We start from the raw sequence: 24,702 nt of genomic DNA, 5'->3' as shown, positions 1-24,702 counted from the left end.
TAGTGCCCGTGAAGGCAATGCAAGAGAGCTACCGGGAACTATGGAGAGTTAATAGTGCCTGTGAAGGCCATGCAAAAGCGCTACCGGGGATTACGGGTATTATTGTTCAGCCTGAGGAACAAAATAAGAACATCTAGCATGCTTAAAATACGTATAGTTTTGTCTTAATACCCGTCTAATAGTCTTCTTCGATCCAATCACCTTACACCACTCAAAAATATCATTCGTCGTAATCTTCCTCTCCGGAAAAAGCAACACAAACTCCTCAACGCTGCGTACGACCGCCGAATCAACCCCCTCCCTATATCCACAAACATGGCAAACCACTTTATTCTCACTAATCTCATTAATAAATGAACTACAAGACCCGCAAATAATACCTTTTTGCAGTTGGTCGTACTTATACTCTGGAATGTGTGAAATAGGGGGTTTAGAGATATGCAGAGAAACTAATTGTTCAGCTAGCTTTTGATGTGTTCGGTTAAGTTTAGAGGATTCGGATTTTGTTTTAAGCTTAGCGATAAAGCGATTTAGTTGGGTAGGGAAAATAGCTGGAAGATTACGTGGTGTTTGATATAGAGTAAACTCGGGATGAATAAAGATAAGATATGCTTCGATGGAGAAGGTTGAAGCATAGCCGAGGTCATGCATTAATCTTCGAAATAACGATTCACAGCGTTTTAACTGATCCAAAGGATTCTTTATTTCTGTACCGACCGCATTGTACCAAGCTTCTTTTTCAATATAATAGTCACCTTCAAAATTCTTTACATCAAATAGGTAAATGGTTTTTTGAGAAATAAGTAAGAAATCAATTTGAAAAAAGGTATTATTTTTTTCTAACAATATATCAGACAAAATTAAGTCGCTAATTTTACTCTCAACAAGTATTGCTTCATATTTCTTTTCTCCCTCGTACCCTTTCTCTAAACTTGTATAATTCTGTTTTTCGGAAAATGGTAATTTCATTCTTGTGTTTAAGCTCCGTAATATTATTAAAACAGTTGATTCCGTCAAAGGTTTTATCAGCATAAGTCACTTCCTTCCATTTTACCTATATCATATGAAAAAAGACCTATTTATACAAGTTTTATTATCGCCACAACATATTTCTTTTCCAAAAGTTATAATAGGAATGAGGTGAAGGAAATGGCGGGCAAAGCGTTGGATAATCAAGGAATTACTCGAAATAATGCAAATAATAAAACCATCTATTGGTCCTTACTTAATTATAAAGGTTGGAAAATGTATTTAGCTGCCACTGACAAAGGGCTTTGCTTTGTAGGATCTCAGAACAAGCCGTTTGACGAGGTCACAAACTGGGCTGAAAAAGCTTTTCCAGGAAGTGCCTTTGAAGAAAATCCAGGGAAGCTTCAGCCATATGCTGATCAAATAACAGAGTATTTGGATGGGGTGAGGATAAGCTTTTCGATTCCCTTTGATTACAATGGGACAGAGTTTCAACAGGCTGTCTGGAGGGCTCTTTGTGAAATACCATATGGAGAGACGAAATCCTATTCGGATATTGCCCACCATATTCAAAAGCCAGCAGCAGTCCGTGCGGTAGGGGCAGCAATTGGAAAAAATCCAGTATTAATCACAGTTCCATGTCATCGTGTGGTCGGCAAGGATGGATCATTAACCGGATTTCGAGGCGGTTTGGAGATGAAGAAACAGCTTCTTATTTTGGAGGGGAATGGCCAATAATAAAATAGAGCGAACAGTGCTGCACTGTTCGCTCTTCGAATTTATACGAAGTGACTTTTATCACAACCTCGCAATATCTGCAAAGCAACTGAATCGACTTCGTAATAATTACTAAGCGACCTTAATCGCTCTCCCAAACGGAACCTTTGGTAAAAATTCATCCGGTACCAGCCAGAACATTTCGAAGTCGACATTGTCCATATCTTCATAAATGTAGCCTGTCACATCGGTAATATAAAATAACGTATCAATATTTTCTTTTTCGGCCCATTCTAAGACTAACGTGTAGGAAGCTTTGCCATGTGTTTGATATTTGATTGTATCAGCTTTAACCGGTGCAATGCTTCTTATTTTATAATCAGCTTGAACAAGTAGTGTATCAGGCTTTAATGTTTCAAATAACTTTACAATATTATTGATTAAAAGTGTCTGAACTTCATTTGTTGAGGTATCAACAGCCAGTGCAATCTTCTTATCTTTTCGAGTTTGAATCATGGATAATAAGGTCTTTTGCCATTTCAAATCAATCATCCCCTTTAAAGACTTTTAGCAGCAGTTCTTATTTTGCATTTCGACAGAAAAAATATAATGGTGAAGCTAAAAAAGTTTTAGCGCTTTAGATAATTTCCTGTACATAAAAAAGCTGCACACTCCATTAAAGCGAGAATACAGATTTTTAATCATTTTTGAAAAAATAAGCTGCATATATGTATGTATTGTTAAATGGAATAAACCATCAGTGGTCAAAAGCACCACTGATGGAGTTTTCATTATGATAAGCGGTTGCTATAATCTTCAAAGCCAAATTGTCTAATTACTTTAATTCCTTCTTCATCGTTGTAGGATGCAATGGAAGGAAGGTTAACCCCGTTAAACATATGGTTTTTCACCATTGTGTAGTGGGCCATATCAGTGAAGACAACCTTGTCGCCAGGCTTTAATGGCTCTTTAAATGAGTAGTCTCCGATGATATCGCCGGCCAGGCAGGTCATACCGCCAAGTCTGTATGTGTACTCATTCTCATTCGGCATACCAGCATCAATAATAGTTGGACGGTACGGCATCTCAAGAACGTCAGGCATATGGCATGTTGCTGAAGTATCAAGAATGGCAATCGGCATTCCATTATCAATGATATCGAGTACTGTTGTCACAAGATAGCCAGTATTCAAGGCAATGGCTTCACCTGGTTCTAAATAGATATCAACAGAGTATTTCTCTTTCATAAATAAAATCGTTTCAACTAAGGTTTCAATATCATAATCCTTTCTTGTAATATGATGACCTCCGCCAAAGTTGAGCCACTTCATTCCTTTAATATACTCACCGAACTTTTCATCGATTACTTTAATCGTACGAGCAAGGGTATCGGAGTTTTGCTCACACATGGTGTGAAAATGTAATCCGTCAATTCCTTCAAGCTCATCCGGTTTAAAGTTGTCCAGCGTAACGCCAAGTCTTGAGAATTTGTAGCAAGGATCATAAAGCGGTGTCTCAATCTCGGAATACTCAGGGTTGATACGAATACCAGCCTCAATTTTTTTAGGATGGTTCTTCACTTTATCCTTGAATTTTTGCCATTGTGGAAATGAATTGAACACAATATGATCAACATAGCCTAAAAGCTCATCGATTTCTCCGTCTGAATACGCTGGTGCATAGGCATGGACTTCCTTACCCATTTTTTCATAACCCAGTCTTGCTTCAAATAGGGAGCTTGAAGTTACACCCTTTAAATATTTACCAACTAAAGGGAAGGTTGAATGCATTGAAAAACCTTTTAAAGCAAGAAGGATACTTGCTCCTGTTCGCTCCTGAACGGAATTCAAAATTTCTAGATTTTTCGTTAAAAGTCTTTCATCTACAACATAACAAGGTGAAGGTGCAGCAGCAAAATCAATTTTTTTCATTCTATATACCTCAATCTAACAGCGTTGGCGAGAAGCTTTCTTGCCATGGCAGCCCGTTTTTATTTAATTCTTCCATAAATGGATCTGGATCAAATTCCTCTACGTTATATACACCAGGCTTTTTCCAGATACCTTTCATCACAAGCATAGCTCCAATCATGGCTGGAACACCTGTTGTATAGGAGATGGCTTGTGAGCCGACTTCAGCATAGCATTCTTGATGGTCACAAACATTGTACACATAATAGGTTTGCGGTTTTCCATCCTTAATCCCTTGAATAATACAGCCAATATTCGTTTTTCCTTTTGTTCTTGGTCCTAATGATGCTGGATCAGGAAGGACGGCTTTTAGGAACTGAAGAGGAATAATCTCTTTTCCTTCAAATTCAATTGGCTCAATAGAAGTCATGCCGACATTTTCAAGGACTTTTAAGTGTGTTAAATATTTTTCGGAGAAGGTCATCCAAAATCTGATCTTCTTAACCCCTTTAATATTAACGGCTAGTGATTCTAATTCCTCATGATACATCAGGTAAATATCCTTCGGACCGATTTCAGGCAAATCATAGACTTTCTTAACAGCTAGTGGCGGAGTCTCAACCCATTCACCGTTTTCAAAATAACGACCGTTTGCCGTTACTTCGCGAATATTGATTTCAGGATTGAAATTGGTTGCAAAGTGGTATCCATGATCACCGGCATTCGCATCAACAATATCAATCGTATGAATTTCATCAAAGTAATGCTTTTGCGCATAGGCTGTGAAAACGCCTGTTACACCTGGGTCAAAACCGCTGCCAAGTAAGGCTGTTAAACCAGCTTTTTCAAATTTTTCTTTATATGCCCATTGCCACTTATACTCAAATTTTGCAGTATCAGGTGGCTCGTAATTTGCTGTATCAACATAATGCACACCTGTCGCAAGACATGCATCCATAATGGTTAAGTCTTGATAAGGGAGAGCAACATTGATCACTATATCTGGTTTGAAGCTATTTATTAGGTCAATAACTTCTTCAGTATGGTCAGCATCAACTTGTGCTGTAGTGATTTTTGTTTTGCTGCCCTCTAATTTATTTTTTAGAGCTTCACATTTTTCAAGCGTTCTGCTTGCAATGCAAATTTCCTCAAAGACATCTGGGTTCTGGCAACATTTGTGCACAACAACACTCGCAACGCCACCAGCGCCAATAATCAACGCTTTTCCCAATCTAAATACCCCCTTAACCTTAATCAAATTCGCCCGTCGAATTTGCGTCCGGATTTTTATCGAGCTTGCTCGATAGATTACCTTTAAAAATCCGAGACATCCGCCGGAGGCTTAATTTCATTTAGCAGAAGTCGGAAGAATTCCGCTAAATGAAATTAAAAAGTCAATCAGGCTGATTATACAGAAATTATAAAATGCAATCAATAAAATCCGACAAATATTGAGGATTTCTCTTTATTATGGAAAAAGATTGCCGGTACTTATTCTATATTTCAAAAAGAAAGTAAGTAATCGACGTAAAAAACCCCCGCTGTATTGGCAGCGGGAGACTGAACACGTAATTTTTTTATTGGAAATAGGTTATGCTAATAAGGGCTTAATATTTACCGCACAGGCTTTAAATTCAGCTGTACCGGAAATCGGGTCGTATTCATTCAGTGTTAGGACGTTTGTTGGAACATCACTAAAGTGGAAGCTCATAAATACAAGACCTGGAGCAACTTGATCAGTGACTTTTGCTTTTACTGTAAGTGAGCCTCGTCTTGATGAAACTTCAACAATTTGGCCTGTTTCAATTCCTAGCTTTCCGGCATCATCCGGATGTATATCAAGGCTTTCCTCTGTTTGCTTAATTTTCACACCGCTTGCATAGAATCGAGTCTGTGAATGTGTGTTATAGGATTCATATCGCCGTCCTGTCGTCAGCGTAAACGGATATTCTTCATCAGGCAGCTCAAGCGGCTCTGTATAGGTGACTGGGACAAATGGCGATGTTGCAGAGTTTGTTTCAGTCTGTTCATGGAATCGGGTATGAAGAATGAACGTCCCTGGATGTGACTCATCTGGACATGGGTAATGAAGACTATATTCCTGATCAAGTCTGGAATATGGCATCCCACCGTACATTTCCCATGCCAGTGTACGCAGCTCATCCCAAATTTCTTCACTGCTTTGGTAGCTCATTGGGTAACCGAGTTTTGTAGAGAGATCACACAGAATCTCCCAATCATCCTTCGTGTTAGGATTTGGTGTAACGGCTCGACGAACGCGCTGAATACGGCGATCTGTATTCGTATAGGTGCCTTCGACTTCACCCCAGGATCTTGCTGGAAGGACTACATCAGCAAGCCTAGCTGTTTCAGTTAAGAAAATATCTTGAACAATTAATAAATCAAGCTTCTCTAAAATTTTCTTTGTATGATTCATATGAACGTCGGCCATGAGCGGATTTTCGCCGATCACATAGAGAGCCTTAACTTCTCCGCGTTCCATCCGTTCAAACGTCCTTGTCTGCGTATCGCCTGCAATTGGATTGATTGCCACATTCCATGCCTTTTCAAAGCGCGCACGGTATTCATCATTTGTTAAGCTTACGGCACCAGGCAGCTGGTTAGGGAGGCAGCCCATATCGCCTGCACCCTGTACATTGTTTTGTCCGCGCAGCGGCATGATACCGCAGCCTTCTTTTCCAATATGTCCTGTTAACAAAGCAAGATTGGCTACATCAAATACATTATTGACACCGCAATGATGCTCCGTAATCCCTAGTGTATAAGCAATCATAGCTTTATCTGCTGTTGCATAGTCTCTGGCTGTCTCAATAATATCCTGAGGTGTTAAGCCGGTGATGGAAGCTGCATATTCTGGTGTATACATTTCAGTCATTTCTTTTAATCTATCAAAATCATTTGTATAGTTTTCAATAAAAGCAGGATCATATAGCTGCTCTTTAATGATGACATGGATCATGGAATTCATCAGCGCAATATCCGTGCCGACATGAAGCGGTAAATGGCGATGTGCGCTCTTGACCATATCAATTTTCCTTGGATCAATGACGATCATCTTCATTCCTGATTTAACTGCTTTTTTCATTCGATTCGCAATAATCGGGTGTGCCTCTGATGTATTAGAGCCCATTAATAATAGGACGTCAGTGCGATCAAAGTCTTCCAGTGTGTTTGTTGGGAATCCGCTTCCAAATATAGTTGCCAGACCGGCAACGCTTGGAGCATGTCAGGTTCGGTTACAGCCGTCGATATTATTGCTTCCGATAGCTGCTCTCATGAATTTTTGTGTTACATAGTTTACTTCATTCGTGCTTCTAGCTGTTGCAAATGCTGTAATGGCTTCTGGGCCAAATTCGAGCTTGATTGCTTTTAATTTTTCGGCAATGAAGTTATACGCTTCATCCCAAGTTGTTTCAACCAGTTCGCCGGCTCTGCGGATAAGTGGCGAAGTAAGACGGCTTTTGGCATGAACATATTCATAAGCGAAGGAGCCCTTTACACATGTCTGTCCTTTATTGACAGGAGCCTCTTTGTCTCCACGGATTTTGACAATCCGGTTCTCTTCCACTTCAACAACTAATCCGCAGCCAGTTCCGCAATAGCCGCAAACCGTTTTAAACTTTGCTGTTTCTCCCATCCATACTCCTCCAATATGGTTTAATGAAATACTGCAGTTCAGATTTCCTTGGGGTACTTCTTTAAAGTAAGCATATCATATATATTTACTTTATTCGTAAACATTTCTGAAAATTGCATATTGCATACGTAAAGCCCCACATTCATTATACAAAAGAATCATTTTATCAGCGGTGATGGTTGTCACAAAGGTGTGAACAAAACGCAATCCGGAAAAAATAAACAGCAAAAAACCCGACAAACGGTTGTTTTATCTTGCCGGGTCCTATGCTGCATTTATTAAAATGTCATGCAACTAATCAGTAATTTTTGTTTCAGGAGGAAGCTTGTTATCGGTACTAGGGATTTTATTAGGATGGGCTTCAAGTTCATCTGACGAAAAAACAAGAACAATCATCATTCCATGAATGGCCCGCGCCTTAATTAAAATGGGTTCATTATATTCATTTTTAAAAGTAAAGTCCGGACCGTACCAGCTAACAGTAGCATCACGTCCCGGCGGTACATATCGGACACGTTTACTGTGGGAATACCGTTCTAAAATTTTCATTCCGGACCGGTCAACTGCATTAAAGAGGGTGGAGGACACCTGACAAATACCTCCGCCAATCCCTTCTGACATCTCACCTCTAACAATAATCGGAGCTGACAAATATCCTTTTGCCTTCGTACGCTTGCCGACAATTTTATTAAAGGAAAAAGTTTCACCAGGAAACACGACGTAATTATCAATCGCTTCCGTTGCAAGATAGATATTATGAGACCTTTCTTTGTTTCCGCTGTTGAAATAAGTAACATAATGGCCGATTCGTTTGTTTTTAATAGTGGCAAGAATCTCGCTGTCCACACGAGGGTATATTCTTCGGATAGGAGCAGAAATTGAAGATGGACCATTATGATAGAAATAACCTAAAAGCTGCTCCATAAAAGCCTTTTTGTTTAATTCAATTCCAGCTTGCTCCGGGACAATCCGTCCCCCATCATCAATAAAGGCATTTACTGCCTCTTTACGGATTTGCTTATCAAGCTGGTCTGAAATCTGGTCCAGCTTTTGCATATCCGCCAGTTGAAAACCAGGGGTTGGTGAAGATAGGTCTGAACGGCTGATTGTCATGATGGGTTCGTTTTCATAGGAAATCGTCATTTCATCTGGTACAGGCTGCTGCTGAAAAGCAAAAATAAGTCCAATAATCATTAAGAAATTCAATCCATTCACCTCAAAGATAGTATTTGAGGAGGTGGAATTTTTTATGTGATGAAACTAAACATATACGCTAAAAAAGCAGTAAACATAATTAAGGTATTTATAGTTCTATTAGCATAGGTATAAATTCGTAATATCTATTAAATAATTTACCTTATATTTACAACTAGTTAATATTGTTCAAGTAAATTAAAAGTAAGAGTTTATTCTTATTTAGTCTTGATTAGTAGGTATAATGATTAAAGGTTATTAGAAATAAACCAATAATGAAAATGAAGGTGTCAAAATGTCTATTATGATTGGGGATATTGCTGAGGAAAGTATCATCGTAGATCCTTCAACGAAATGCGAGAATGTATATTCAATATTTGGAGAAAAATCAGCGTTAGAAGGTATTGTGGTAGTTTCGGAGGAACGACCAATTGGATTAGTTATGAAAACACAATTTTTTCAGAAGTTATCGACAAAGTATGGCTTTGACCTTTTTATGAATCGCAGTATTGATCTTGTTATGGAAGAGGAATTTTTAATTGTTGACTATTCGATGCCTATCACAGATGTTAGCTCATTGGCGATGAATCGCAAACAAGAAAACATATATGATTTTGTTATTGTCATAAAACAGGATCGAATGTATGGTGTCGTAAGTATTCGGGAATTAATCATTAAATTATCAGAACTGCAAATAAGAATTGCGCGTTACTCTAACCCACTAAGCGGTTTACCAGGAAATAATGTGATTGAAGAAACATTACAAAACGTCTTATTCTATAAACAATTTAGCGTTTTCTATATTGATATTGATTCATTTAAATTCTTTAACGATACTTTTGGCTTTAGAGTAGGCGATGAAATCATTAAAGAGACAGCAGATATCATTTCAGATACGATTCAAGCTGCAAGTAATGAACCTTCTTTTGTCGGGCATATTGGCGGCGATGATTTTATCGCTGTAGTTCCACATTATGATCATGAAGAAATATGCAAGGAAATCATTTCTCGTTTTGATCATTACATTTTGCGATTTTATACAGAAGAAGAAATTGAAAAAGGATATGTTCATGGTATGAATAGACAGGGAATATATGAAAATGTACCGCTAGTAAGTATTTCTATTGCTGTAGTTCAAAATAAAACGAATCCCATTATATCGATTGAACAATTAAGCCGAGAAGCGGCTAAGGTTAAACAAAGGTGTAAATATACTCCAAAAAGTACGTTTCTTACCTTAACCTAATACATAAATGGGAAAGTAGCGATATGAAACGGATAATACTAATAGTAAAAAACCTTGTATTTCTACAAGGTTTTTATACTATTTGTTTTTGGACAGCTGAATTTACAATGGGCATACAGCCATCATCTAAATAATCCATGGGCTTACCTAGTGCATATCCCTGACCTAAATGAATCCCCAAACATCTTAGGAATCTAAGCTCTGCAAGGGTTTCAATTCCTTCTGCAATGACAGTAGTATCTGTCTGCAAGGCGAATTCCACAAGAAGCTCTACTAAATGTTGTTTCTCAATGTGTCTATCAATATGCCGTATAAGCGATTTATCCAGCTTAATAAATTCCGGTTTAACACTTACAAGGGTTTGTAAACTATTGTAGCCAGTACCTGCATCATCAACAGCGATCCTAAAGCCCTGTTGACGATAATGTTCAATCATTCGCTCAAATTGGACCTTGTTTAGAACAGCTTCCTTTTCAGTCAGTTCTAATACAACCTGATAAGGCGAAAGCTTATGTTTTGCCAATAAATCAAGCGTTATCCCACTTTGATAGGAGGGGTCTGCTAAAACCTGAGACTGTATATTTAGGAAAACCAAATGGTCTTTATGCCTCTGTGATGTCCTTATTTGTTCTGCGAATCTTTCAAACGATAGGTTTCTTAAAAAACGTTCGGCCATAAAAACTTCACTGCTGCTGCTAACATAATCATAAAATTGCTCAGTAGTAGGAAAATATGTTGAGGTTTCAGGTCGATTAAGCACTTCAAAACCAATTGTGGACCCTTTTTCTAGTGATAATATAGGTTGAAAAAAAGTGTGGACTCTTTCCTTCTGCATTAGGACTTCAAGTTCTTTTTGCTTATTAAATTCCTCTTGGAGTGTACTCCATCTAGAATGTATAAATCCCAAAAAACGAATAAGAGAAAGCATTTTATTATTTTGCATTACGTCACCTGTGTTGGAATATGTCGAAATCTAATTTTTATTATAATGCTAAAAGTCCGTTTCTTCTGCTAAGTTTATGTAAAGCTTCTGTAAATTCAATTGGAGCAGGGGTAATGATTATAATTGAATAGACAAATAAGCCAAGAGAATGAATCTCTTGGCTATGTATGGATTTAAATTTGAGGGGACTTATAATCTACCCGTTAAAAATTGTGCTTCACCAAGTCCGAAGCTCCAATCAGCATTACTATTCTCTGTGATTGAAATCATGACGTCCGTTGGCTTTATCCCGCATTCCGCTTCTAACGCTTCAACTAAGCGCTGATAAAAAGATTGTTTTTGCTCCTCGGTTCTAGTTTTACTAGTTATGCTGATAATGACAAGGTCTTTGCTTCTTTCAAACCCTAACCCTGTATCTTCAATGATTAATTCATGTTCAGGGTGCTGATGGACAATCTGGTAGCGGTCTCTTACCGGTACCTGAAACGAGGTTACTACTACCTCATGTGTCACATCTAATAACCTTCTTAATGATTCTTTATCTCTTCCTTCAATTACATCAAATCGTAGCAATGGCATACGATGACCTCCTCATATAATAGTGACAAACTGTAAAGAATATCTCTGAATGATCTATTACTATATGAGAATAGAATAACATATAATTAAAACTTTATCAAAACTTTATCAAAATATAACCAAAATATTTTTCTGCGTAAAAAAGAGGTGAGTTCCCGAATGCACTCATCTCTAGTAAGAATATATCGTTAACAAATTTTCTGGATTAACTGCGGAGAATTATTTTTGGGGGAGTTAACTAAGCTTGAAACCTCGTAGGCCTCAATCAACCCCTCCGGGAGAGGTGTTAATAATCGATTTAACTCCTGAGGAGTACGAATGGTTGGATCTAGCCAGGTCTGTTCATCCTCCCTTTTAAGAATGACAGGCATCCGATCATGTATATCCTTGACAAGATCATTTGGGGTAGTTGTAATGACTGTACAAGAATAAATGGTCTTACCCTCTGGTGATTTCCAGCGTTCCCAGAGTCCTGCCATCGCAAATAGTGCATCAGATTTCAACTTAATTCTCATGGGTGTCTTGTTTTTCTGATCCTGTCTTTTCCATTCATAGAAGCTGTCAGCGATCACGAGGCAGCGTCTGTTTGTATAGGCCTCACGAAAACTGGGCTTTTCTGCTAACGTCTCAGCTCTTGCATTAATTAACTTGAAGCCAACCTTTTCATCCTTTGCCCATGAAGGAATTAATCCCCATTTTAAGTAGCCTAACCGGTTGCGGCGTCCGTCATTAATGACCGATAAAACAGAGTGAGAGGGAGCAATGTTGTAGCTTGCGCTATAGAGCTCTTCTTCAATAGCAGCCTCAATGGCAAAACGGTCAATGATCTTAGGGAAGCTTGCTGATAAAGTAAATCTACCGCACATCAAAATCACCTCGTACATAAGATACGAATATTGTAACAACCCTGATGAAGGAAAAGCAAAGTTGGAACAATAGAAAATGCAAAGTGTCTCACATAGTCTTCAGAAACTGTTCCAAAGAAAGACAGCTTATCAAGCACTTACGTTTCCCTGGAACAGCTCCTTCAGTAGAAAACTAGATTAAGACCAAGGCTTCCACCATTTTTTCTGCTGCTTCTTGGTAGCGGCCACTTCTCGATAGGTGGAAATCATCTCCTGAAAAATTTCTTCTCGTTTTTGGACTTCTTCCTGTGATTGCTTAAGCTCATTGATGGATTCTATTAAATAATCTTGCTGCACATCAAAAAACTGGGAGACGCTTCTCATTTCATCCTTTGCTTCATTAACGGTTTTCGATACTCGATCAAGCAGCTTCTGATTGTCTCTCTCTGCCATTTTTGCTGTAGCATTTATACGCTTCGAGATTCTTTCGTAAGTAGATTCCGAGCCTTTCAGAATGTCATAGGAAAGGGTTCCGAAGGTTTCGGAGGTCTTTTCCGAGGCTCTTACGATAGCATTGGAAATTTCCTGGACTTCTGCTTTTCTTTTATCATTTGATCTTTGGATTGATTTTGATATTTCCTTTACAGTCACGAGAGAGGAATTAGAAAGTTCATTTTTCATATCATCGATAATATCGTTTTTGCTTAATTTCATCTCATACTTGATTTCATGTTTAATTTCATTCAATAAATCATGCTTGAAGGTCTCCATTGCTTGTTGAAAGGCTTCCAGATTCGAAGGCTGAAGTTCATTTGATGGTACGGATTGAACGGGTTGCTCAGGTTGGGGATGGACGGTTACTTCGAATGATTCGGAAGCTGGTTCCGAATCCTGACTTAAGTGTTTTTCTAATAATGATCGGATCATTCCCTTTGGAACATTTTGGTCTCGCATTTCTTTCACTTTATTTAAGATTTTTATTTCATTTTCCGTATAATAGCGGGCACCCTGCTGTGTGCGTGGAATCTTTAGGAGCCCGTTTAAATCCTTTTCCCATTGTCTAATGGTTCCAGTCGGAATATTTAATATTTCAGAAACCTCTTTTATTGAATAAGCTCGTAATAATTGTCTGTTATTCATATTTCCATTCCTTTCTGGCATATTGATTTGGTTTTACATATATTCTTTCTATTGGTCATTGTTTTCCTGCCTTATGACAAAAGCTATCAAAAGAAGATGCTATTCAACAAAAGGAGTCCGGAAACACCGAGGAAAGACATTTATTTACAAGGAATGGAATACTCGGGGAAACACATAGAAGCTAGTGGGGGTAAGTACGATAAAGAAATAATATTGGAAAAACATTGAGTATTGCGACTGTTTCTTTTTTAACTGAATTTTTCAATAAACTGTAGAGTACATTCTTGACATTTGATAAAATTCTAATAAATAAAATATTTGAGTATAGCTGAGCCATTTTCTTTATTCCTTCGGGGGATTTTTTTTGTGACCAATCTCAATACACCTTTTTCTTTAGATTTTTTATAGATAAAATTCCTAATAATAAGGTGACGATGACATTTTATTATACTACTTTTGACAAATGATTGAGACTGAGGAGAGGTTTTATGAAAACAGATGTTCAAATTGCACAGGAAGCTTCAATAAGACCAATTAAGGAGATAGCAGAATACCTTGGAATAACCGAAGATGATTATGAGCTATATGGAAAATATAAAGCAAAAGTATCATTGGATGTACTGGAACGTCATGCAGACAAGCCGGATGGAAAGCTAATCCTCGTTACAGCCATTAATCCCACTCCTGCAGGAGAAGGAAAGACAACCGTTAATGTCGGACTTTCTATGGGTTTAAATAGGATAGGAAAAAAGACCATTACAGCTTTAAGGGAACCATCACTTGGACCGGTATTTGGTGTGAAAGGTGGTGCAGCAGGGGGCGGCTATGCCCAAGTGGTGCCAATGGAGGATATTAACCTTCATTTTACAGGGGATTTTCATGCCATAACCTCTGCCCATAATTTGCTTGCGGCCATGCTTGATAACCATATTCATCAAGGGAATGCTCTAAATATTAATCCGAAACGGGTTGTTTGGAAAAGAGTACTTGATATGAACGATCGTGCACTAAGAAATATCATCATTGGTCTTGGCGGAACCGGTGACGGCTTTGTTAGACAGAGTGGTTTTGATATTACGGTGGCTTCAGAAGTGATGGCTATTTTATGCTTAGCAAATAGCTTTAACGATTTAAAGGACAGGCTATCCCGAATGGTAGTGGCCTATACAAGAGAAGGAAAGGCTGTTACTGCAGGTGATTTAGAAGCTACCGGTGCGATGACACTATTATTGAAGGATGCGATTAAACCCAATTTAGTCCAGACGCTCGAAAACACACCAGCCTTTATACATGGCGGTCCGTTTGCCAACATTGCCCATGGCTGTAACTCTGTCATGGCAACAAGAATCGGTTTGAAATTAGCCGATTATGTGGTAACAGAAGCTGGCTTTGGTGCTGATTTGGGTGCAGAAAAATTCTTCAATATCAAAAGCAGATTTGCAGGCTTAAAGCCTGATGCGGTTGTTGTGGTTGCTACGATTCGAGCATTAAAAATGAATGGCGGTGTTTCAAAGGATGCACTGGGCAATGAAAATGTGCCTGCTCTTAGCCATGGCTTCGTAAATCTTGAAAGACATCTTGAAAATATCAGTAAATTTGGCGTACCTGCTGTTGTTGCCATTAATAAATTCCCAACTGATACAGATGCTGAAATAAAACTATTAGAAGAAAAATGTGCAGAAATGGGAGTAGACGTCATTTTAACGGACGTTTTTACAAAAGGCGGCGAAGGTGCAATCGAGCTTGCTGAAAAAGTGGTTGAGATTTGTGAAACAGAGCATTCCTACTTTGCACCATTATACGATGTATATGGTTCGATTGAAGAAAAAATAACAACAGTAGCTACTGAAATTTACCGGGCTGAACGGGTCGAGTTTACGGCAGATGCGAAAAGGCAGATCAAAGAGATTACCGGACTTGGACTTGATAAGATGCCGGTTTGTATTGCGAAAACCCAATACTCTTTCTCGGATAATCCAGCTTTATTAGGAGCACCAACCGGATTTAGCTTAACGGTTAGAGAAATTAAGGTAAATGCTGGTGCTGGTTTTATTGTTGCGATAACAGGCTCTCTCATGACCATGCCGGGTCTTCCAAAGGTTCCTGCTGCAAATGGGATGGACATCACTGGAGATGGAGAAATTATCGGTCTTTCATAAAAAAACAGGGGGTATATGTTAAATATGGGAATCAAATTAGCCGGAAAACCGGTTGTAGAATCATTAAGAGAAAATATTAAAGCAAGAGTATCTGTATTAGGTGAAAAGCAGATTACTCCTACACTATTATTAATTCGGGTTGGAGAACGTGAGGACGATATTTGGTATGAAAGAAGTATTTTAAAAAATTGCGATTTGCTCGGCATTCAGTGTCGGGTAAGAGAGTTGCCTGTTACTGTATCAATGGATGAACTAAAGCAGGTATTCCTTGAAGAAAATCATAATCCAAATGTTCACGGGATTATGATTTTCAGGCCGCTTCCAGAGCAGCTTGATCCGGAAGTAGTTCGAAATCTTATTGATCCTGCGAAAGATATCGACTGCATGTCGCCTGTTAACCTTGAAAAAGTATTCGAGGGGAATAGCAATGGTTTTGCGCCGTGTACGCCAAAAGCAGTGATTGAGCTGTTAAAGCATTATGAGGTTCCATTACAGGGAGCCAATGTTGCTGTTGCAGGCAGAAGTCTCGTTGTAGGAAAGCCGCTAGCGATGCTTCTATTAGATGAACATGCTACGGTAACGATTTGTCACTCCAGAACAAAGGACATGCCTTCTGTAACAGGAAAGGCAGATATTGTGGTAGCTGCTATCGGCAAGGCTAAATTTATGACAGAGGAATATTTCAGTGAAGGACAGATTGTTGTGGATGTTGGAATCAATGATGACGGCAATGGGAAAATTGTTGGCGATGTTGATTATGAACCAGTATTTGAAAAGGCTAAAGCTGTTACACCGGCTACGGGTGGTATTGGCCTAATTACTACAACTATTTTACTCAATCATGTTATTCAGGCTTGTGAAAATTTGACAAAGGGAAATTAAGAGCGGAGGGGTTATCTTGTTAGAAAAAAGCAGTAATGAGTTTATCCATGAGCTATCATCAAAGGCTCCTGTTCCAGGGGGCGGCGGTGCTTCAGCCTATGTCGGGGCACTTGGGATGGCGCTGGGCAGTATGGTCGGAAACTTAACAGTCGGAAAAAAGAAGTATAAGGATGTTGAAGCGGATATCATTGAACTTCTGCAAAAATCTGAAGCTGTTATCAATAATCTTAAAAGCTTAGTTAGTAAGGATGCAGAGGTCTTTTATCCTTTATCACAAGCATACGGAATGCCTTCAACGACTGAAGAGGAAAAAAAGAAAAAGGAAGAGGTTTTGCAGGCAGCACTTGTTGATGCAACAATGGTGCCACTTGAGATTGCAAGAAATTGCTTAGAAGCAATCCATTTACATGAAGAATATGGCAAAAAGGGAACTCGCATTGCCATTAGTGATGTGGGCGTAGGGGTCATTTTCTGTAAAGCAGCACTCCAAGGGGCAAAGCTGAATGTTTTAATCAATACAAAGATTATGAAAGATGCTGAGCTAAAACAGAAGGTTGAAGCTGAATTAGCTGAAATCGAAAGGGTAGGCTTAGCAAAAGCAGATCAAATCTTCGCAGATGTTGAAAGAATGCTAAAATCTTAAGTGAAAAAGAGTATCATGTATCCACAAGAAATGAATGTGGTGCCTGATGCTCTTTTTCGTTATTTAAAACGTGAATATAGTAATAATTCGATAATGTGAATAGACACACTTTTGTCATTGCCTTTAGAGTGCCGATTATGTTAATTTCACACTGTTGAGATAATCAACAGAGAGGTGGATAAACATGAGCTACTACAATCCCAACGAAATTGCAGATATTTCAATTAAAAAGGGAGTAGAAAAAGCAGGTGCATCCTATGCATCAATGGCGGTATTAGGTTTTTTAGGCGGAGCATTTATTTCATTAGGATATCTTGCATATATTCGCGTAACTGGAACAATGCCGCATGAATGGGGCAGTCTAGTGACGCTTGTAGGTGCAGCCGTTTTCCCGGTTGGACTAATATTGGTTTTAATAGGCGGGGGAGAATTACTTACAGGCAATATGATGGCAGTCGCTATGGCCTACTTTGCAAAGAAAATAAAATTCTCTCAATTACTGCGTAACTGGCTATTGATTGCTTTGTTTAATTTTCTCGGGGCATTATTTGTTGCTTACTTTTTTGGCCATTTTGTCGGGCTGACTGAAGGGGACTTTTTAGAGAAGACAGTTCATACAGCAGAGGTAAAAGTAAACGATCCATTTTGGGTAGCCTTCGTTTCTGGAATTGGGTGTAACTGGCTGGTAGGCATTGCTGTATGGTTATGTTATGGAGCGAAGGACATTGCCGGTAAGATTTTAGCCATCTGGTTCCCTGTTATGACCTTTGTTTTGATTGGTTTTCAGCACGTTGTTGCAAATATGTTTATTATTCCAGCTGCTATCTTTGCAGGTCATCTTTCATGGTCTGACTTCCTACCAAATATAGTTCCTGTATTTTTAGGGAATGCCGTTGGTGGAGCGGTATTTGTAAGTCTATTGTATTATCTAGCCTACAAAAAAGACGCTGTTAAAGTAGAAGTTCTTGCTGTAGAAAAGGATAGAAAGAAAGCAGTATGATAAGTGTAAGACTGTTGAAAGGATCTCCATTCTATATCAACAGTCTTTTTAATTTAGTTGAAATAAAAAAGACGATACGTAGATGTACGTATCGTCTCTTCATGATTGTGTTATCTTACAAGGTTAGGCTGCTTTACTTCTTCCCAATAATATTGGATTGCTTGCTTGCGTACCACTTCTGGGCAATCCACTTCATCTGCCCAATCATCATAATTATTCTTTCCATGAATATGTTGAATGTCAACTGAATAAAATTTATCTTTGTATTTAAAGATTACAACGATCATTTCATCAAAACCAGCATCATCGTTTCCGAGCTCCTGAATAAACTCTAGACCATATTCAGCATGATCTCTTCGTTCTGCGACAGATTCTAAAATAACATCTTTTGGGAATTTCATATTATTCTCTCCTTACTTTTTTATCCCGCTAATGCCGGGAACTGCTATCTGATATTCAGCATGGATGCCCTTGCTGATGAATGTTTTCTTTATAAGCGTATTTTAATACGTTACTAGACAAAAAGAAATAAAAAAAGACAGAAAAAAGTGACTAATTTGTGAAGCGAACGGCTATTTTATCGAATAATGCTCACATCATTAGTATAAGATAATTTTGCGCCTTTATGAAGCATTTACTTATTTCTTAAACTGTTTTTTCAGAGCGGCTTTCCTCATTCCTTTAACTAGGTATCCGCCTTTAAAGCTGGTTGGCTCATAGGCAACCACAAAGGCCTTTGGGGCATCTTCATTTAAGATAGTCATTAATTCCTTTTCTCTGTTTCTTTTTACAACGATATCAAGCCGATAACGTTTATTGCCTTCCCGGCCTTCTCCTTCAAATATCGTAACGCCAAAACCCTCACTTCTGAGCCTGTCTACTAAATCAGAATCATGATCAAGTAAGCTGACATTGACTGTACGATATCCAATAGCTAATCTTCTCTCTAATAATCCGCCTAGAATGATTCCACCGGAATATCCAACAGCATAGGCAATCATGTTCAAGTAATTAGATAGATCGGAGAAGATGATGCCCAAACTGATCACATAAATTAAAGCTTCTGCTCCTCCGAGAATAGAGGCTTTACTAATTTCACTTTTGACAAGAAATATCGTACGAAGGGTAGTAAGTGGTACTATCACAAATTGCATTAATACGATTAAAAGAGCATCTAACATGGTATGATCGCCTCGCAGAAAAAATTAGCAACTCAGTGCAGTTAAATAATAACATAATAACCGATAGTAAGTTATTTTATTATAGAAAAAGAAATTCTGTCATTTCAATCCTTTAAAATGAGGCCTATTAAACGATTGAAAGCTTAAGGAGAACAGTAAATGTCAAATAAAGCCGTACGATATTTAAGATACCGACAGATTGCGTGAAGAATTAGAAAATAGTACTATTTTTACATACGTAACATCGATTAGGATGAAGCCTAAGGAGAGAGTGGGAGAATATGAAAAAAACAATCTTAGTTAGGGATATTAACATTGGTGAAGGGGCATCAAAGATTTGTGTCCCAATGGTAGGTGAAACAATTTCACAGTTGGAGGAAGAGGCTGCTTTTCTTAGAACAATTGATTTGGACTTAGTAGAGTGGCGTGTAGATTTTTATCAGGATGTAGAAGCTATCGAGAAAGTGAAAGAGGCATTACATAGAATTCGTGCGATTCTTACGGACACACCGCTTATTTTTACCTTTAGAAGTGCGAAAGAAGGCGGAGAAAAAGAGGTTGCAGAAGACTATTATTTCAAGTTGAATAAAGAAGTTTCGAGAACTGGTCTAGTTGATATAGTGGATATTGAGCTTTTTAGTAACGAACAGCAAATAATCTCGTTAATTGAAGAGGCTCATCAAAATCAAGTATTTGTGATCATTTCAAACCATGATTTCGATAAGACACCGTCAAAAGAGGATATCATCTCCCGTTTGCGCAGAGCGCAGGAGTTAGGTGGAGATTTACCAAAGATTGCTGTAATGCCAAGAAATACAGAGGATGTACTAACGTTATTAGCTGCTACGAATGAGATGTACGAGCAGTATGCCGATAGACCGATTATTACGATGTCGATGGCAGGAAAAGGAGTCATCAGCCGTTTAGCGGGTGAAGTATTTGGATCTTCTTTAACTTTCGGCGCAGCAAGAAAGGCATCAGCGCCAGGGCAGGTTCCAGTTACTGAGTTAAGAAAAATATTAAAGCTGATAAATTCAGCTTTGTAATAAATAAAAGGAAAGTACTCAGATTTGGATACTTTCCTTTTTCATCTACCTATTAAAATGCGATAACTACTGTGGCCAGCAGGATAGCCATTAGAATTCCAAGACCAAGGGTAAAAACTACACCAATTTTTTCTGCCTTTGTCAGCTTCTGATTTTTTTCTTTCTTTGCTAGGATAAAGACAAACATGCCGACGCCGTAGAATACAAATGATACGGCAAGGAACATGATGCCTACTGCGAACAAGCAATAAATGGCATAGATTGTTGCGATAATAGAGATGAAATATTCTTTAGGGCCTAGTTGATCCTGTTTACACACAATTAAAGAATAAATGCCTGAGAGAACATAAGGTATGATGATGGTTGTTGCTGCTAACAAAATAACTGTGTTATAAACGCCCTGAAGTTTATCAGATAATAACACTAGTAAACATAATTGAGTAGCCACACTTGTAATAATAATAGAATTGGCTGGAACGCCTTTTTCGCTTTCCTTGGCCAATAACTTTGGCATAACGCCATCCTTCGCAGCAACAGTAAATACTTGAGCTAGAAGCAGAATCCAAGAAACTAGAGCACCAAGCACGGATGTGATAATACCAAGTTTAACAATCATTGCGCCTGCACTGCCGATAATGGTGTTACTTAACACATCTGCAAGTGGTGTTCTAGCGTCAACAAGCTCTGTAGCTGGTACAACACCCATGGAAAGAAGAGATACAAGTGCGTAAACCGATAATGTAATTAATAGAGAAATAACAGTAGCTTTTCCTACTAATTTTTGTGATTTAGCTTTTTCAGCAAGAATAGTAGAAGCTTCTACACCAACGAAGCACCAAAGAATAACACCCATGGCACCATTGATTTGTGCTCCAAGCGTTGTAACGCTTGCAGGACCTGTTGTACTTGCCAATGTAGACTGCCAATTTTCTACTGAGAATATACCAGGGCTGAAGGCTAATCCGCCAAATACGATAACAAGAACAAGTGGAATTAATTTACAAACTGTGAAAAATGCATTTACAATACCCACATCTTTTGTTCCTCTTAATTGTACATAGACAATGAATGATCCATAAAATCACAGACGCTAGCATTAATGTAACAATCGGTGCGATTTGCTTTTCAGCAGGCAAAAGACTGTTAAGCGTTTTCATCATTAGCGTAAAGAAAGAAACGTTACCCAAGAGGGCACTTAGACAGTATCCCCAAGCTGAATTAAAGCCCATAAAATCTCCGAAACTGCCAAAACCTGCTTTTGCATAAGAATATATACCACCCTGCAGATTAGGTCGTTGTTTCGCTAAAAGCTGGAATACTAAGGCAAGACAGATGATGCCGGCTCCTCCAATTACCCATGCAAGTAGGTTTGCAAATGGGTTTGCAACTGAGATTAAATCAGTTGGGCTGTTAAAAACCCCGCCGCCAATCATGGAACCGATACCTAATGCAATGAGTAGACCAAGCCCTAATTTTTTATCACCTTTTATTTCTTCGGTAGGACTCGGGCTTGTTGATAGCTTCTATGCCGTTGCGTTGCTCACTATAAATCATCTCCTGTATTAAGATAGGTAAAATAATGAGATTGTGAAGACCAGTATACGCAAAAAAATGATAACGCTTTCATTGATATTCAAAAATAAAAATGTGTTACAGGGTATTAAGTTGTGATAATGAGAAACAGAATAAATTATATCAAAATATCTTTAGAGATAAATCAAATTAATTAAACCTCCCTGATATTGTGTTTTTTAAAATTCTAGAAAAAGCTACTTTTAACAAAATTTCCTATATTAATAAAATACAAGAAAAAATAAAATATACAATATATAAAGTTTGGATAAATTATAAACTTATTTTTTAAAAATCAAGAGTTTTTTTCTATTATTTACTAAAATTTTCTTGACAGTTAGTTGACCATTTGCACAAAATAAAAAACCTTGAGAAGTCTCAAGGTTTTTGGTGGTGGTACTATAATGGAGAATAGGGGGCTCGAACCCCTGACCTCAACGCTGCCAGCGTTGCGCTCTCCCAGCTGAGCTAATCCCCCAAAGTTGGTTACAAATGAAATTATAGCGGGAATTGGCTGGGGATGCAAGGGGTATTGTGATTTTTTTAGCATTGAAAATGTTATGTGTGATCTACTACTGCGTGCCGCCGATTTCTGTTCTTTGTACTCCCTCTATACTGGAGACCTTATAGTACACATCGGTGATATTGCGGCGAAAATCCACAGTGACTAGCAGTCTGATAACATGCTCACCACCTTTTAAATCCTCAATGTGAATTTTCCTAATCGTAATTTTCTCTTCCCCAAAGGCTTCTATAATAGAATCAAATTTACTTTTATCATCGACTCTCAAATTAATATTGATTTCTTTTTGACGTAATTGTCTGGGCCCTACCACGCTGAAAAAGAAGGGAATAATTTCTACACTGATAATTAACAAGGCAACTCCGGCAAGTGCTTCTGCATAATAACCGGCTCCGACGGCAACTCCAACTCCGGCAGCTCCCCAAATAAGGGCAGCAGTTGTTAAACCTGAAATACTGTCATTCCCTCTTCTTAAAATAACTCCGGCACCGAGAAAACCTATCCCTGATACGATTTGTGCTGCTAGTCTTAGCGGATCCATCGTAATGTTAATTTGGTCGTTATGAGGAAACTTATAGGCTGATTCAATTGATACAATGGTTAATAGGCAGCTTACAATCGAAATAACCAGGCTTGTTTTTAATCCGACCGGTTTCCGCTTCAGCTCCCTTTCCAGACCTATGACCATGCCTAGAATGGCAGAAATACCTAATTTTATTAAAATATCTATTTCCATATGGACCATTTCTTATCGCTCTTTTCATCAAGTCTATTTTTTAATGCCCCTAACAGAATTTTACGTCTATTAAAAATATACCATAAAAAGATGTTAATATAATATTAGATTACCATTACTAGAATTATTGAACTAAAGGAGAAGACAATGGACTCACCTAAAATAAATCCCTATCTGGTCCTGCTGATTGGTGTTATTAGTATTTCAACTTCGGCTATTTTTGTGAAATTAGCTTCTGCACCATCGGGTATCATTGCATTTTATCGATTGTTTTTCACGGTTCTTTTCATGTTCCCGCTCTTTATATATAAATATGTGTCAGAGCTTAAACTTATATCCAAAAAGGATTGGCTGTTTTCGGTAATATCAGGTGTTTTCTTAGCTTTCCACTTTATATTATGGTTTGAATCCTTACGCTTCACTTCTGTTGCAAGCTCAACTGTCTTGGTAACATTACAGCCGCTGTTTGCATTTATTGGATCTTATCTATTCTTTAAAGAAGTTTTTTCAGGAAAGGCCCTTTTATCCAGTGTCCTGGCAATTGGCGGAAGTGTATTGATTAGCTGGGGGGATTTCTATGTAAGTGGAACTGCTTTATATGGAGACCTATTGGCGTTGATTGCCTGTGCTCTTGTTACGGTCTATTTTATGTTCGGACAGGCAGTTCGCAAAAGAATATCACTAATTACGTACACTTTTGTTGTTTATTCAATAAGCACAGTGACATTGTTTATTTATGTTTTGCTGAAGGGGGAGTCATTGTTTCCTTATTCATCAAGTGATTGGGTATATTTCATTCTTTTAGCCATCTTTCCAACTTTATTAGGTCATTCGCTTTTCAATTGGTCTCTGAAATGGTTGAACACTTCAACCATTTCAATGGCTATTTTATTAGAACCCGTTGGGGCTGGTATTATGGCTTATTTTCTATTCCAAGAAACCATCTCTTTGACCCAAGCAGCAGGAGGCCTAATTGTCATCAGCGGGATTATGTTCTTTCTATTAGATGAAAAGAGAATGAACATAAAAAAGAAACCAAGCTTTAAAAATGACTTAGTAAATAATGAGAGAAAATAACTTCTTAATAATAAAAGAGATACTGGTTATATTAAAATAGTCCCTATACCAAATAGGGGCTTTTAATTTTTAACTAAATGCGAATGTCATTGCAGAAAAGACAAATGCAGAAACTGTTGTGAGAATAAATGTTCCTCCATAAACCTTATCGTCACTATCAGCAATTTTGATCCCTTCAAAATAAGCATATAAAAATAAAAATACGGCCATGATGAATGATAAGTAGAGAGCGATAGTTTGAAGCATGAGTCATCACCTTTCAAATTAATAGGGTTACTAGAACTTATGTGTATACAAACAACAATATGACTATTGGTTTAAATGGAAAAAGGTCAAATAATTAAAGCAGTCTTGCAAACAAAGACTGTGCATGTTATATTATTTCCTGTCCTCTTAATTGGATGTTACCTATTGAGAAAGATTTTTTGAGAAACCCCTTGCAAAATTTATAAAAGACATTATAATAATAAATGTCTTTAAAGTTTGGTGACAATAGCGAGAAGGTCACACCCGTTCCCATCCCGAACACGGAAGTTAAGCTACTCAGCGCCGATGGTAGTTGGGGTCTTACCCCTGTGAGAGTAGGACGTCGCCAAGCATATGTATGGAGGATTAGCTCAGCTGGGAGAGCATCTGCCTTACAAGCAGAGGGTCGGCGGTTCGAGCCCGTCATCCTCCACCA

The 24,702-nt window shown here is 38.2% G+C and carries 24 protein-coding genes, 2 tRNA genes and 1 rRNA gene; 10 read left to right on the top strand and 17 right to left on the bottom strand.

Annotation, left to right across the window (positions count from 1 at the left end):
- Positions 1 to 99 precede the first annotated feature (99 nt).
- The gene (locus ACHUFV_RS26615) at positions 100 to 1,032 is read right to left on the bottom strand and encodes a nuclease-related domain-containing protein (RefSeq protein WP_394239464.1); all 933 of its coding nucleotides are present in this window, start codon (positions 1,030 to 1,032) and stop codon (positions 100 to 102) included.
- 117 nt (positions 1,033 to 1,149) lie between these two features.
- On the opposite strand from ACHUFV_RS26615, the gene ACHUFV_RS26610 reads away from it, so the two are divergent.
- Positions 1,150 to 1,707, top strand: coding sequence for a methylated-DNA--[protein]-cysteine S-methyltransferase (locus ACHUFV_RS26610; protein WP_394239463.1), 558 nt, complete (start codon positions 1,150 to 1,152; stop codon positions 1,705 to 1,707).
- 111 nt (positions 1,708 to 1,818) lie between these two features.
- On the opposite strand, the gene ACHUFV_RS26605 is transcribed toward ACHUFV_RS26610, so the two are convergent.
- The 5 genes from ACHUFV_RS26605 to ACHUFV_RS26585 form a co-directional block, all read right to left on the bottom strand.
- Positions 1,819 to 2,229: a VWA-like domain-containing protein gene (locus ACHUFV_RS26605; RefSeq protein WP_394239462.1), complete on the bottom strand. Its 411-nt coding sequence runs from the start codon at positions 2,227 to 2,229 to the stop codon at positions 1,819 to 1,821.
- Between the two features lie 248 nt (positions 2,230 to 2,477).
- The gene (nspC, locus tag ACHUFV_RS26600; protein ID WP_394239461.1) at positions 2,478 to 3,617 is read right to left on the bottom strand and encodes a carboxynorspermidine decarboxylase; all 1,140 of its coding nucleotides are present in this window, start codon (positions 3,615 to 3,617) and stop codon (positions 2,478 to 2,480) included.
- A 10-nt stretch (positions 3,618 to 3,627) separates the two neighbouring features.
- Positions 3,628 to 4,827 carry a saccharopine dehydrogenase family protein gene (locus ACHUFV_RS26595; RefSeq protein WP_394239460.1) on the bottom strand — a complete coding sequence of 400 codons (1,200 nt, stop codon included), beginning with the start codon at positions 4,825 to 4,827 and terminating at the stop codon, positions 3,628 to 3,630.
- 360 nt (positions 4,828 to 5,187) lie between these two features.
- Positions 5,188 to 7,254: a formate dehydrogenase subunit alpha gene (fdhF, locus tag ACHUFV_RS26590; RefSeq protein ID WP_394239459.1), complete on the bottom strand. Its 2,067-nt coding sequence runs from the start codon at positions 7,252 to 7,254 to the stop codon at positions 5,188 to 5,190.
- A gap of 294 nt (positions 7,255 to 7,548) precedes the next feature.
- Positions 7,549 to 8,448, bottom strand: coding sequence for a VanW family protein (locus ACHUFV_RS26585; protein WP_394239458.1), 900 nt, complete (start codon positions 8,446 to 8,448; stop codon positions 7,549 to 7,551).
- Positions 8,449 to 8,743: 295 nt separating this feature from the next.
- On the opposite strand from ACHUFV_RS26585, the gene ACHUFV_RS26580 reads away from it, so the two are divergent.
- The gene (locus ACHUFV_RS26580) at positions 8,744 to 9,694 is read left to right on the top strand and encodes a GGDEF domain-containing protein (protein WP_394239457.1); all 951 of its coding nucleotides are present in this window, start codon (positions 8,744 to 8,746) and stop codon (positions 9,692 to 9,694) included.
- 73 nt (positions 9,695 to 9,767) lie between these two features.
- On the opposite strand, the gene ACHUFV_RS26575 is transcribed toward ACHUFV_RS26580, so the two are convergent.
- From ACHUFV_RS26575 to ACHUFV_RS26560, 4 genes are all read right to left on the bottom strand, one after another.
- A complete protein-coding gene (locus ACHUFV_RS26575; protein WP_394239487.1) occupies positions 9,768 to 10,622 on the bottom strand; it encodes an EAL domain-containing protein in 855 nt (284 codons plus the stop codon).
- Positions 10,623 to 10,826: 204 nt separating this feature from the next.
- A complete protein-coding gene (locus ACHUFV_RS26570; RefSeq protein ID WP_394239456.1) occupies positions 10,827 to 11,216 on the bottom strand; it encodes a tautomerase family protein in 390 nt (129 codons plus the stop codon).
- A 188-nt stretch (positions 11,217 to 11,404) separates the two neighbouring features.
- Positions 11,405 to 12,082: an SOS response-associated peptidase gene (locus ACHUFV_RS26565; RefSeq protein WP_394239455.1), complete on the bottom strand. Its 678-nt coding sequence runs from the start codon at positions 12,080 to 12,082 to the stop codon at positions 11,405 to 11,407.
- Positions 12,083 to 12,259: 177 nt separating this feature from the next.
- Positions 12,260 to 13,201, bottom strand: coding sequence for a MerR family transcriptional regulator (locus tag ACHUFV_RS26560; protein WP_394239454.1), 942 nt, complete (start codon positions 13,199 to 13,201; stop codon positions 12,260 to 12,262).
- Positions 13,202 to 13,689: 488 nt separating this feature from the next.
- Between ACHUFV_RS26560 and ACHUFV_RS26555 the strand changes: the two genes are divergently transcribed.
- From ACHUFV_RS26555 to ACHUFV_RS26540, 4 genes are all read left to right on the top strand, one after another.
- Entirely contained in the window at positions 13,690 to 15,360 is a 1,671-nt protein-coding gene (locus tag ACHUFV_RS26555; protein WP_394239453.1) for a formate--tetrahydrofolate ligase, read from the top strand.
- 24 nt (positions 15,361 to 15,384) lie between these two features.
- Positions 15,385 to 16,242 carry a bifunctional 5,10-methylenetetrahydrofolate dehydrogenase/5,10-methenyltetrahydrofolate cyclohydrolase gene (locus ACHUFV_RS26550; RefSeq protein ID WP_394239452.1) on the top strand — a complete coding sequence of 286 codons (858 nt, stop codon included), beginning with the start codon at positions 15,385 to 15,387 and terminating at the stop codon, positions 16,240 to 16,242.
- Positions 16,243 to 16,258: 16 nt separating this feature from the next.
- Positions 16,259 to 16,885, top strand: coding sequence for a cyclodeaminase/cyclohydrolase family protein (locus tag ACHUFV_RS26545; RefSeq protein WP_394239451.1), 627 nt, complete (start codon positions 16,259 to 16,261; stop codon positions 16,883 to 16,885).
- A 184-nt stretch (positions 16,886 to 17,069) separates the two neighbouring features.
- Positions 17,070 to 17,885 (top strand): formate/nitrite transporter family protein, encoded by an 816-nt coding sequence (locus tag ACHUFV_RS26540; protein ID WP_394239450.1) that lies wholly within the window; start codon positions 17,070 to 17,072, stop codon positions 17,883 to 17,885.
- A gap of 110 nt (positions 17,886 to 17,995) precedes the next feature.
- Here the strand turns inward: ACHUFV_RS26540 and ACHUFV_RS26535 are convergent, their stop codons facing one another.
- Positions 17,996 to 18,286: a hypothetical protein gene (locus tag ACHUFV_RS26535; RefSeq protein WP_394239449.1), complete on the bottom strand. Its 291-nt coding sequence runs from the start codon at positions 18,284 to 18,286 to the stop codon at positions 17,996 to 17,998.
- 237 nt (positions 18,287 to 18,523) lie between these two features.
- Positions 18,524 to 19,066 carry a DUF2179 domain-containing protein gene (locus ACHUFV_RS26530; RefSeq protein WP_394239448.1) on the bottom strand — a complete coding sequence of 181 codons (543 nt, stop codon included), beginning with the start codon at positions 19,064 to 19,066 and terminating at the stop codon, positions 18,524 to 18,526.
- 281 nt (positions 19,067 to 19,347) lie between these two features.
- Here ACHUFV_RS26530 and aroD point away from each other — a divergent pair, with 281 nt between their 5' ends.
- The gene (aroD, locus tag ACHUFV_RS26525) at positions 19,348 to 20,112 is read left to right on the top strand and encodes a type I 3-dehydroquinate dehydratase (protein WP_394239447.1); all 765 of its coding nucleotides are present in this window, start codon (positions 19,348 to 19,350) and stop codon (positions 20,110 to 20,112) included.
- A gap of 52 nt (positions 20,113 to 20,164) precedes the next feature.
- Here the strand turns inward: aroD and ACHUFV_RS26520 are convergent, their stop codons facing one another.
- The 4 genes from ACHUFV_RS26520 to ACHUFV_RS26505 form a co-directional block, all read right to left on the bottom strand.
- Positions 20,165 to 21,145: an amino acid permease gene (locus ACHUFV_RS26520; RefSeq protein ID WP_394239446.1), complete on the bottom strand. Its 981-nt coding sequence runs from the start codon at positions 21,143 to 21,145 to the stop codon at positions 20,165 to 20,167.
- Positions 21,111 to 21,566: an amino acid permease gene (locus tag ACHUFV_RS26515; protein ID WP_394239486.1), complete on the bottom strand. Its 456-nt coding sequence runs from the start codon at positions 21,564 to 21,566 to the stop codon at positions 21,111 to 21,113. Before ACHUFV_RS26515 ends, ACHUFV_RS26520 begins: the two co-directional genes overlap by 35 nt.
- 523 nt (positions 21,567 to 22,089) lie before the next feature.
- A tRNA-Ala gene (locus tag ACHUFV_RS26510) sits at positions 22,090 to 22,162 on the bottom strand.
- Between the two features lie 94 nt (positions 22,163 to 22,256).
- On the bottom strand, positions 22,257 to 22,943 hold the full coding sequence (locus tag ACHUFV_RS26505) for an MgtC/SapB family protein (RefSeq protein ID WP_394239445.1): 687 nt from the start codon (positions 22,941 to 22,943) through the stop codon (positions 22,257 to 22,259).
- Positions 22,944 to 23,090: 147 nt separating this feature from the next.
- Here ACHUFV_RS26505 and ACHUFV_RS26500 point away from each other — a divergent pair, with 147 nt between their 5' ends.
- On the top strand, positions 23,091 to 24,020 hold the full coding sequence (locus ACHUFV_RS26500; protein WP_394239444.1) for a DMT family transporter: 930 nt from the start codon (positions 23,091 to 23,093) through the stop codon (positions 24,018 to 24,020).
- Between the two features lie 69 nt (positions 24,021 to 24,089).
- On the opposite strand, the gene ACHUFV_RS26495 is transcribed toward ACHUFV_RS26500, so the two are convergent.
- Complete coding sequence (locus tag ACHUFV_RS26495; protein ID WP_394239443.1) at positions 24,090 to 24,266, bottom strand: hypothetical protein; 177 nt, start codon at positions 24,264 to 24,266, stop codon at positions 24,090 to 24,092.
- A 236-nt stretch (positions 24,267 to 24,502) separates the two neighbouring features.
- Here ACHUFV_RS26495 and rrf point away from each other — a divergent pair.
- A 5S ribosomal RNA gene (gene rrf / locus ACHUFV_RS26490) occupies positions 24,503 to 24,618 on the top strand.
- 8 nt (positions 24,619 to 24,626) lie between these two features.
- A tRNA-Val gene (locus ACHUFV_RS26485) sits at positions 24,627 to 24,702 on the top strand.

The sequence above is a fragment of the Niallia oryzisoli genome (assembly GCF_043641075.1).
Lineage (GTDB): Bacteria > Bacillota > Bacilli > Bacillales > Cytobacillaceae > Bacillus_BD > Bacillus_BD oryzisoli_A.
This window is presented reverse-complemented; position numbering and strand designations above follow the sequence as displayed.

Coding starts and splice junctions, on each gene's coding strand:
- ACHUFV_RS26500 (WP_394239444.1), top strand. CDS start 23,091: ATGGACTCACCTAAAATAAATCCCTATCTGGTCCTGCTGATTGGTGTT.
- ACHUFV_RS26550 (WP_394239452.1), top strand. CDS start 15,385: ATGGGAATCAAATTAGCCGGAAAACCGGTTGTAGAATCATTAAGAGAA.
- ACHUFV_RS26580 (WP_394239457.1), top strand. CDS start 8,744: ATGTCTATTATGATTGGGGATATTGCTGAGGAAAGTATCATCGTAGAT.
- ACHUFV_RS26570 (WP_394239456.1), bottom strand. CDS start 11,216: ATGCCATTGCTACGATTTGATGTAATTGAAGGAAGAGATAAAGAATCA.
- ACHUFV_RS26575 (WP_394239487.1), bottom strand. CDS start 10,622: ATGCTTTCTCTTATTCGTTTTTTGGGATTTATACATTCTAGATGGAGT.
- ACHUFV_RS26585 (WP_394239458.1), bottom strand. CDS start 8,448: ATGATTATTGGACTTATTTTTGCTTTTCAGCAGCAGCCTGTACCAGAT.
- ACHUFV_RS26505 (WP_394239445.1), bottom strand. CDS start 22,943: ATGGAAATAGATATTTTAATAAAATTAGGTATTTCTGCCATTCTAGGC.
- ACHUFV_RS26495 (WP_394239443.1), bottom strand. CDS start 24,266: ATGCTTCAAACTATCGCTCTCTACTTATCATTCATCATGGCCGTATTT.
- ACHUFV_RS26555 (WP_394239453.1), top strand. CDS start 13,690: ATGAAAACAGATGTTCAAATTGCACAGGAAGCTTCAATAAGACCAATT.
- ACHUFV_RS26560 (WP_394239454.1), bottom strand. CDS start 13,201: ATGAATAACAGACAATTATTACGAGCTTATTCAATAAAAGAGGTTTCT.
- nspC (WP_394239461.1), bottom strand. CDS start 3,617: ATGAAAAAAATTGATTTTGCTGCTGCACCTTCACCTTGTTATGTTGTA.
- ACHUFV_RS26535 (WP_394239449.1), bottom strand. CDS start 18,286: ATGAAATTCCCAAAAGATGTTATTTTAGAATCTGTCGCAGAACGAAGA.
- ACHUFV_RS26565 (WP_394239455.1), bottom strand. CDS start 12,082: ATGTGCGGTAGATTTACTTTATCAGCAAGCTTCCCTAAGATCATTGAC.
- aroD (WP_394239447.1), top strand. CDS start 19,348: ATGAAAAAAACAATCTTAGTTAGGGATATTAACATTGGTGAAGGGGCA.
- ACHUFV_RS26530 (WP_394239448.1), bottom strand. CDS start 19,066: ATGTTAGATGCTCTTTTAATCGTATTAATGCAATTTGTGATAGTACCA.
- ACHUFV_RS26610 (WP_394239463.1), top strand. CDS start 1,150: ATGGCGGGCAAAGCGTTGGATAATCAAGGAATTACTCGAAATAATGCA.
- ACHUFV_RS26615 (WP_394239464.1), bottom strand. CDS start 1,032: ATGCTGATAAAACCTTTGACGGAATCAACTGTTTTAATAATATTACGG.
- ACHUFV_RS26540 (WP_394239450.1), top strand. CDS start 17,070: ATGAGCTACTACAATCCCAACGAAATTGCAGATATTTCAATTAAAAAG.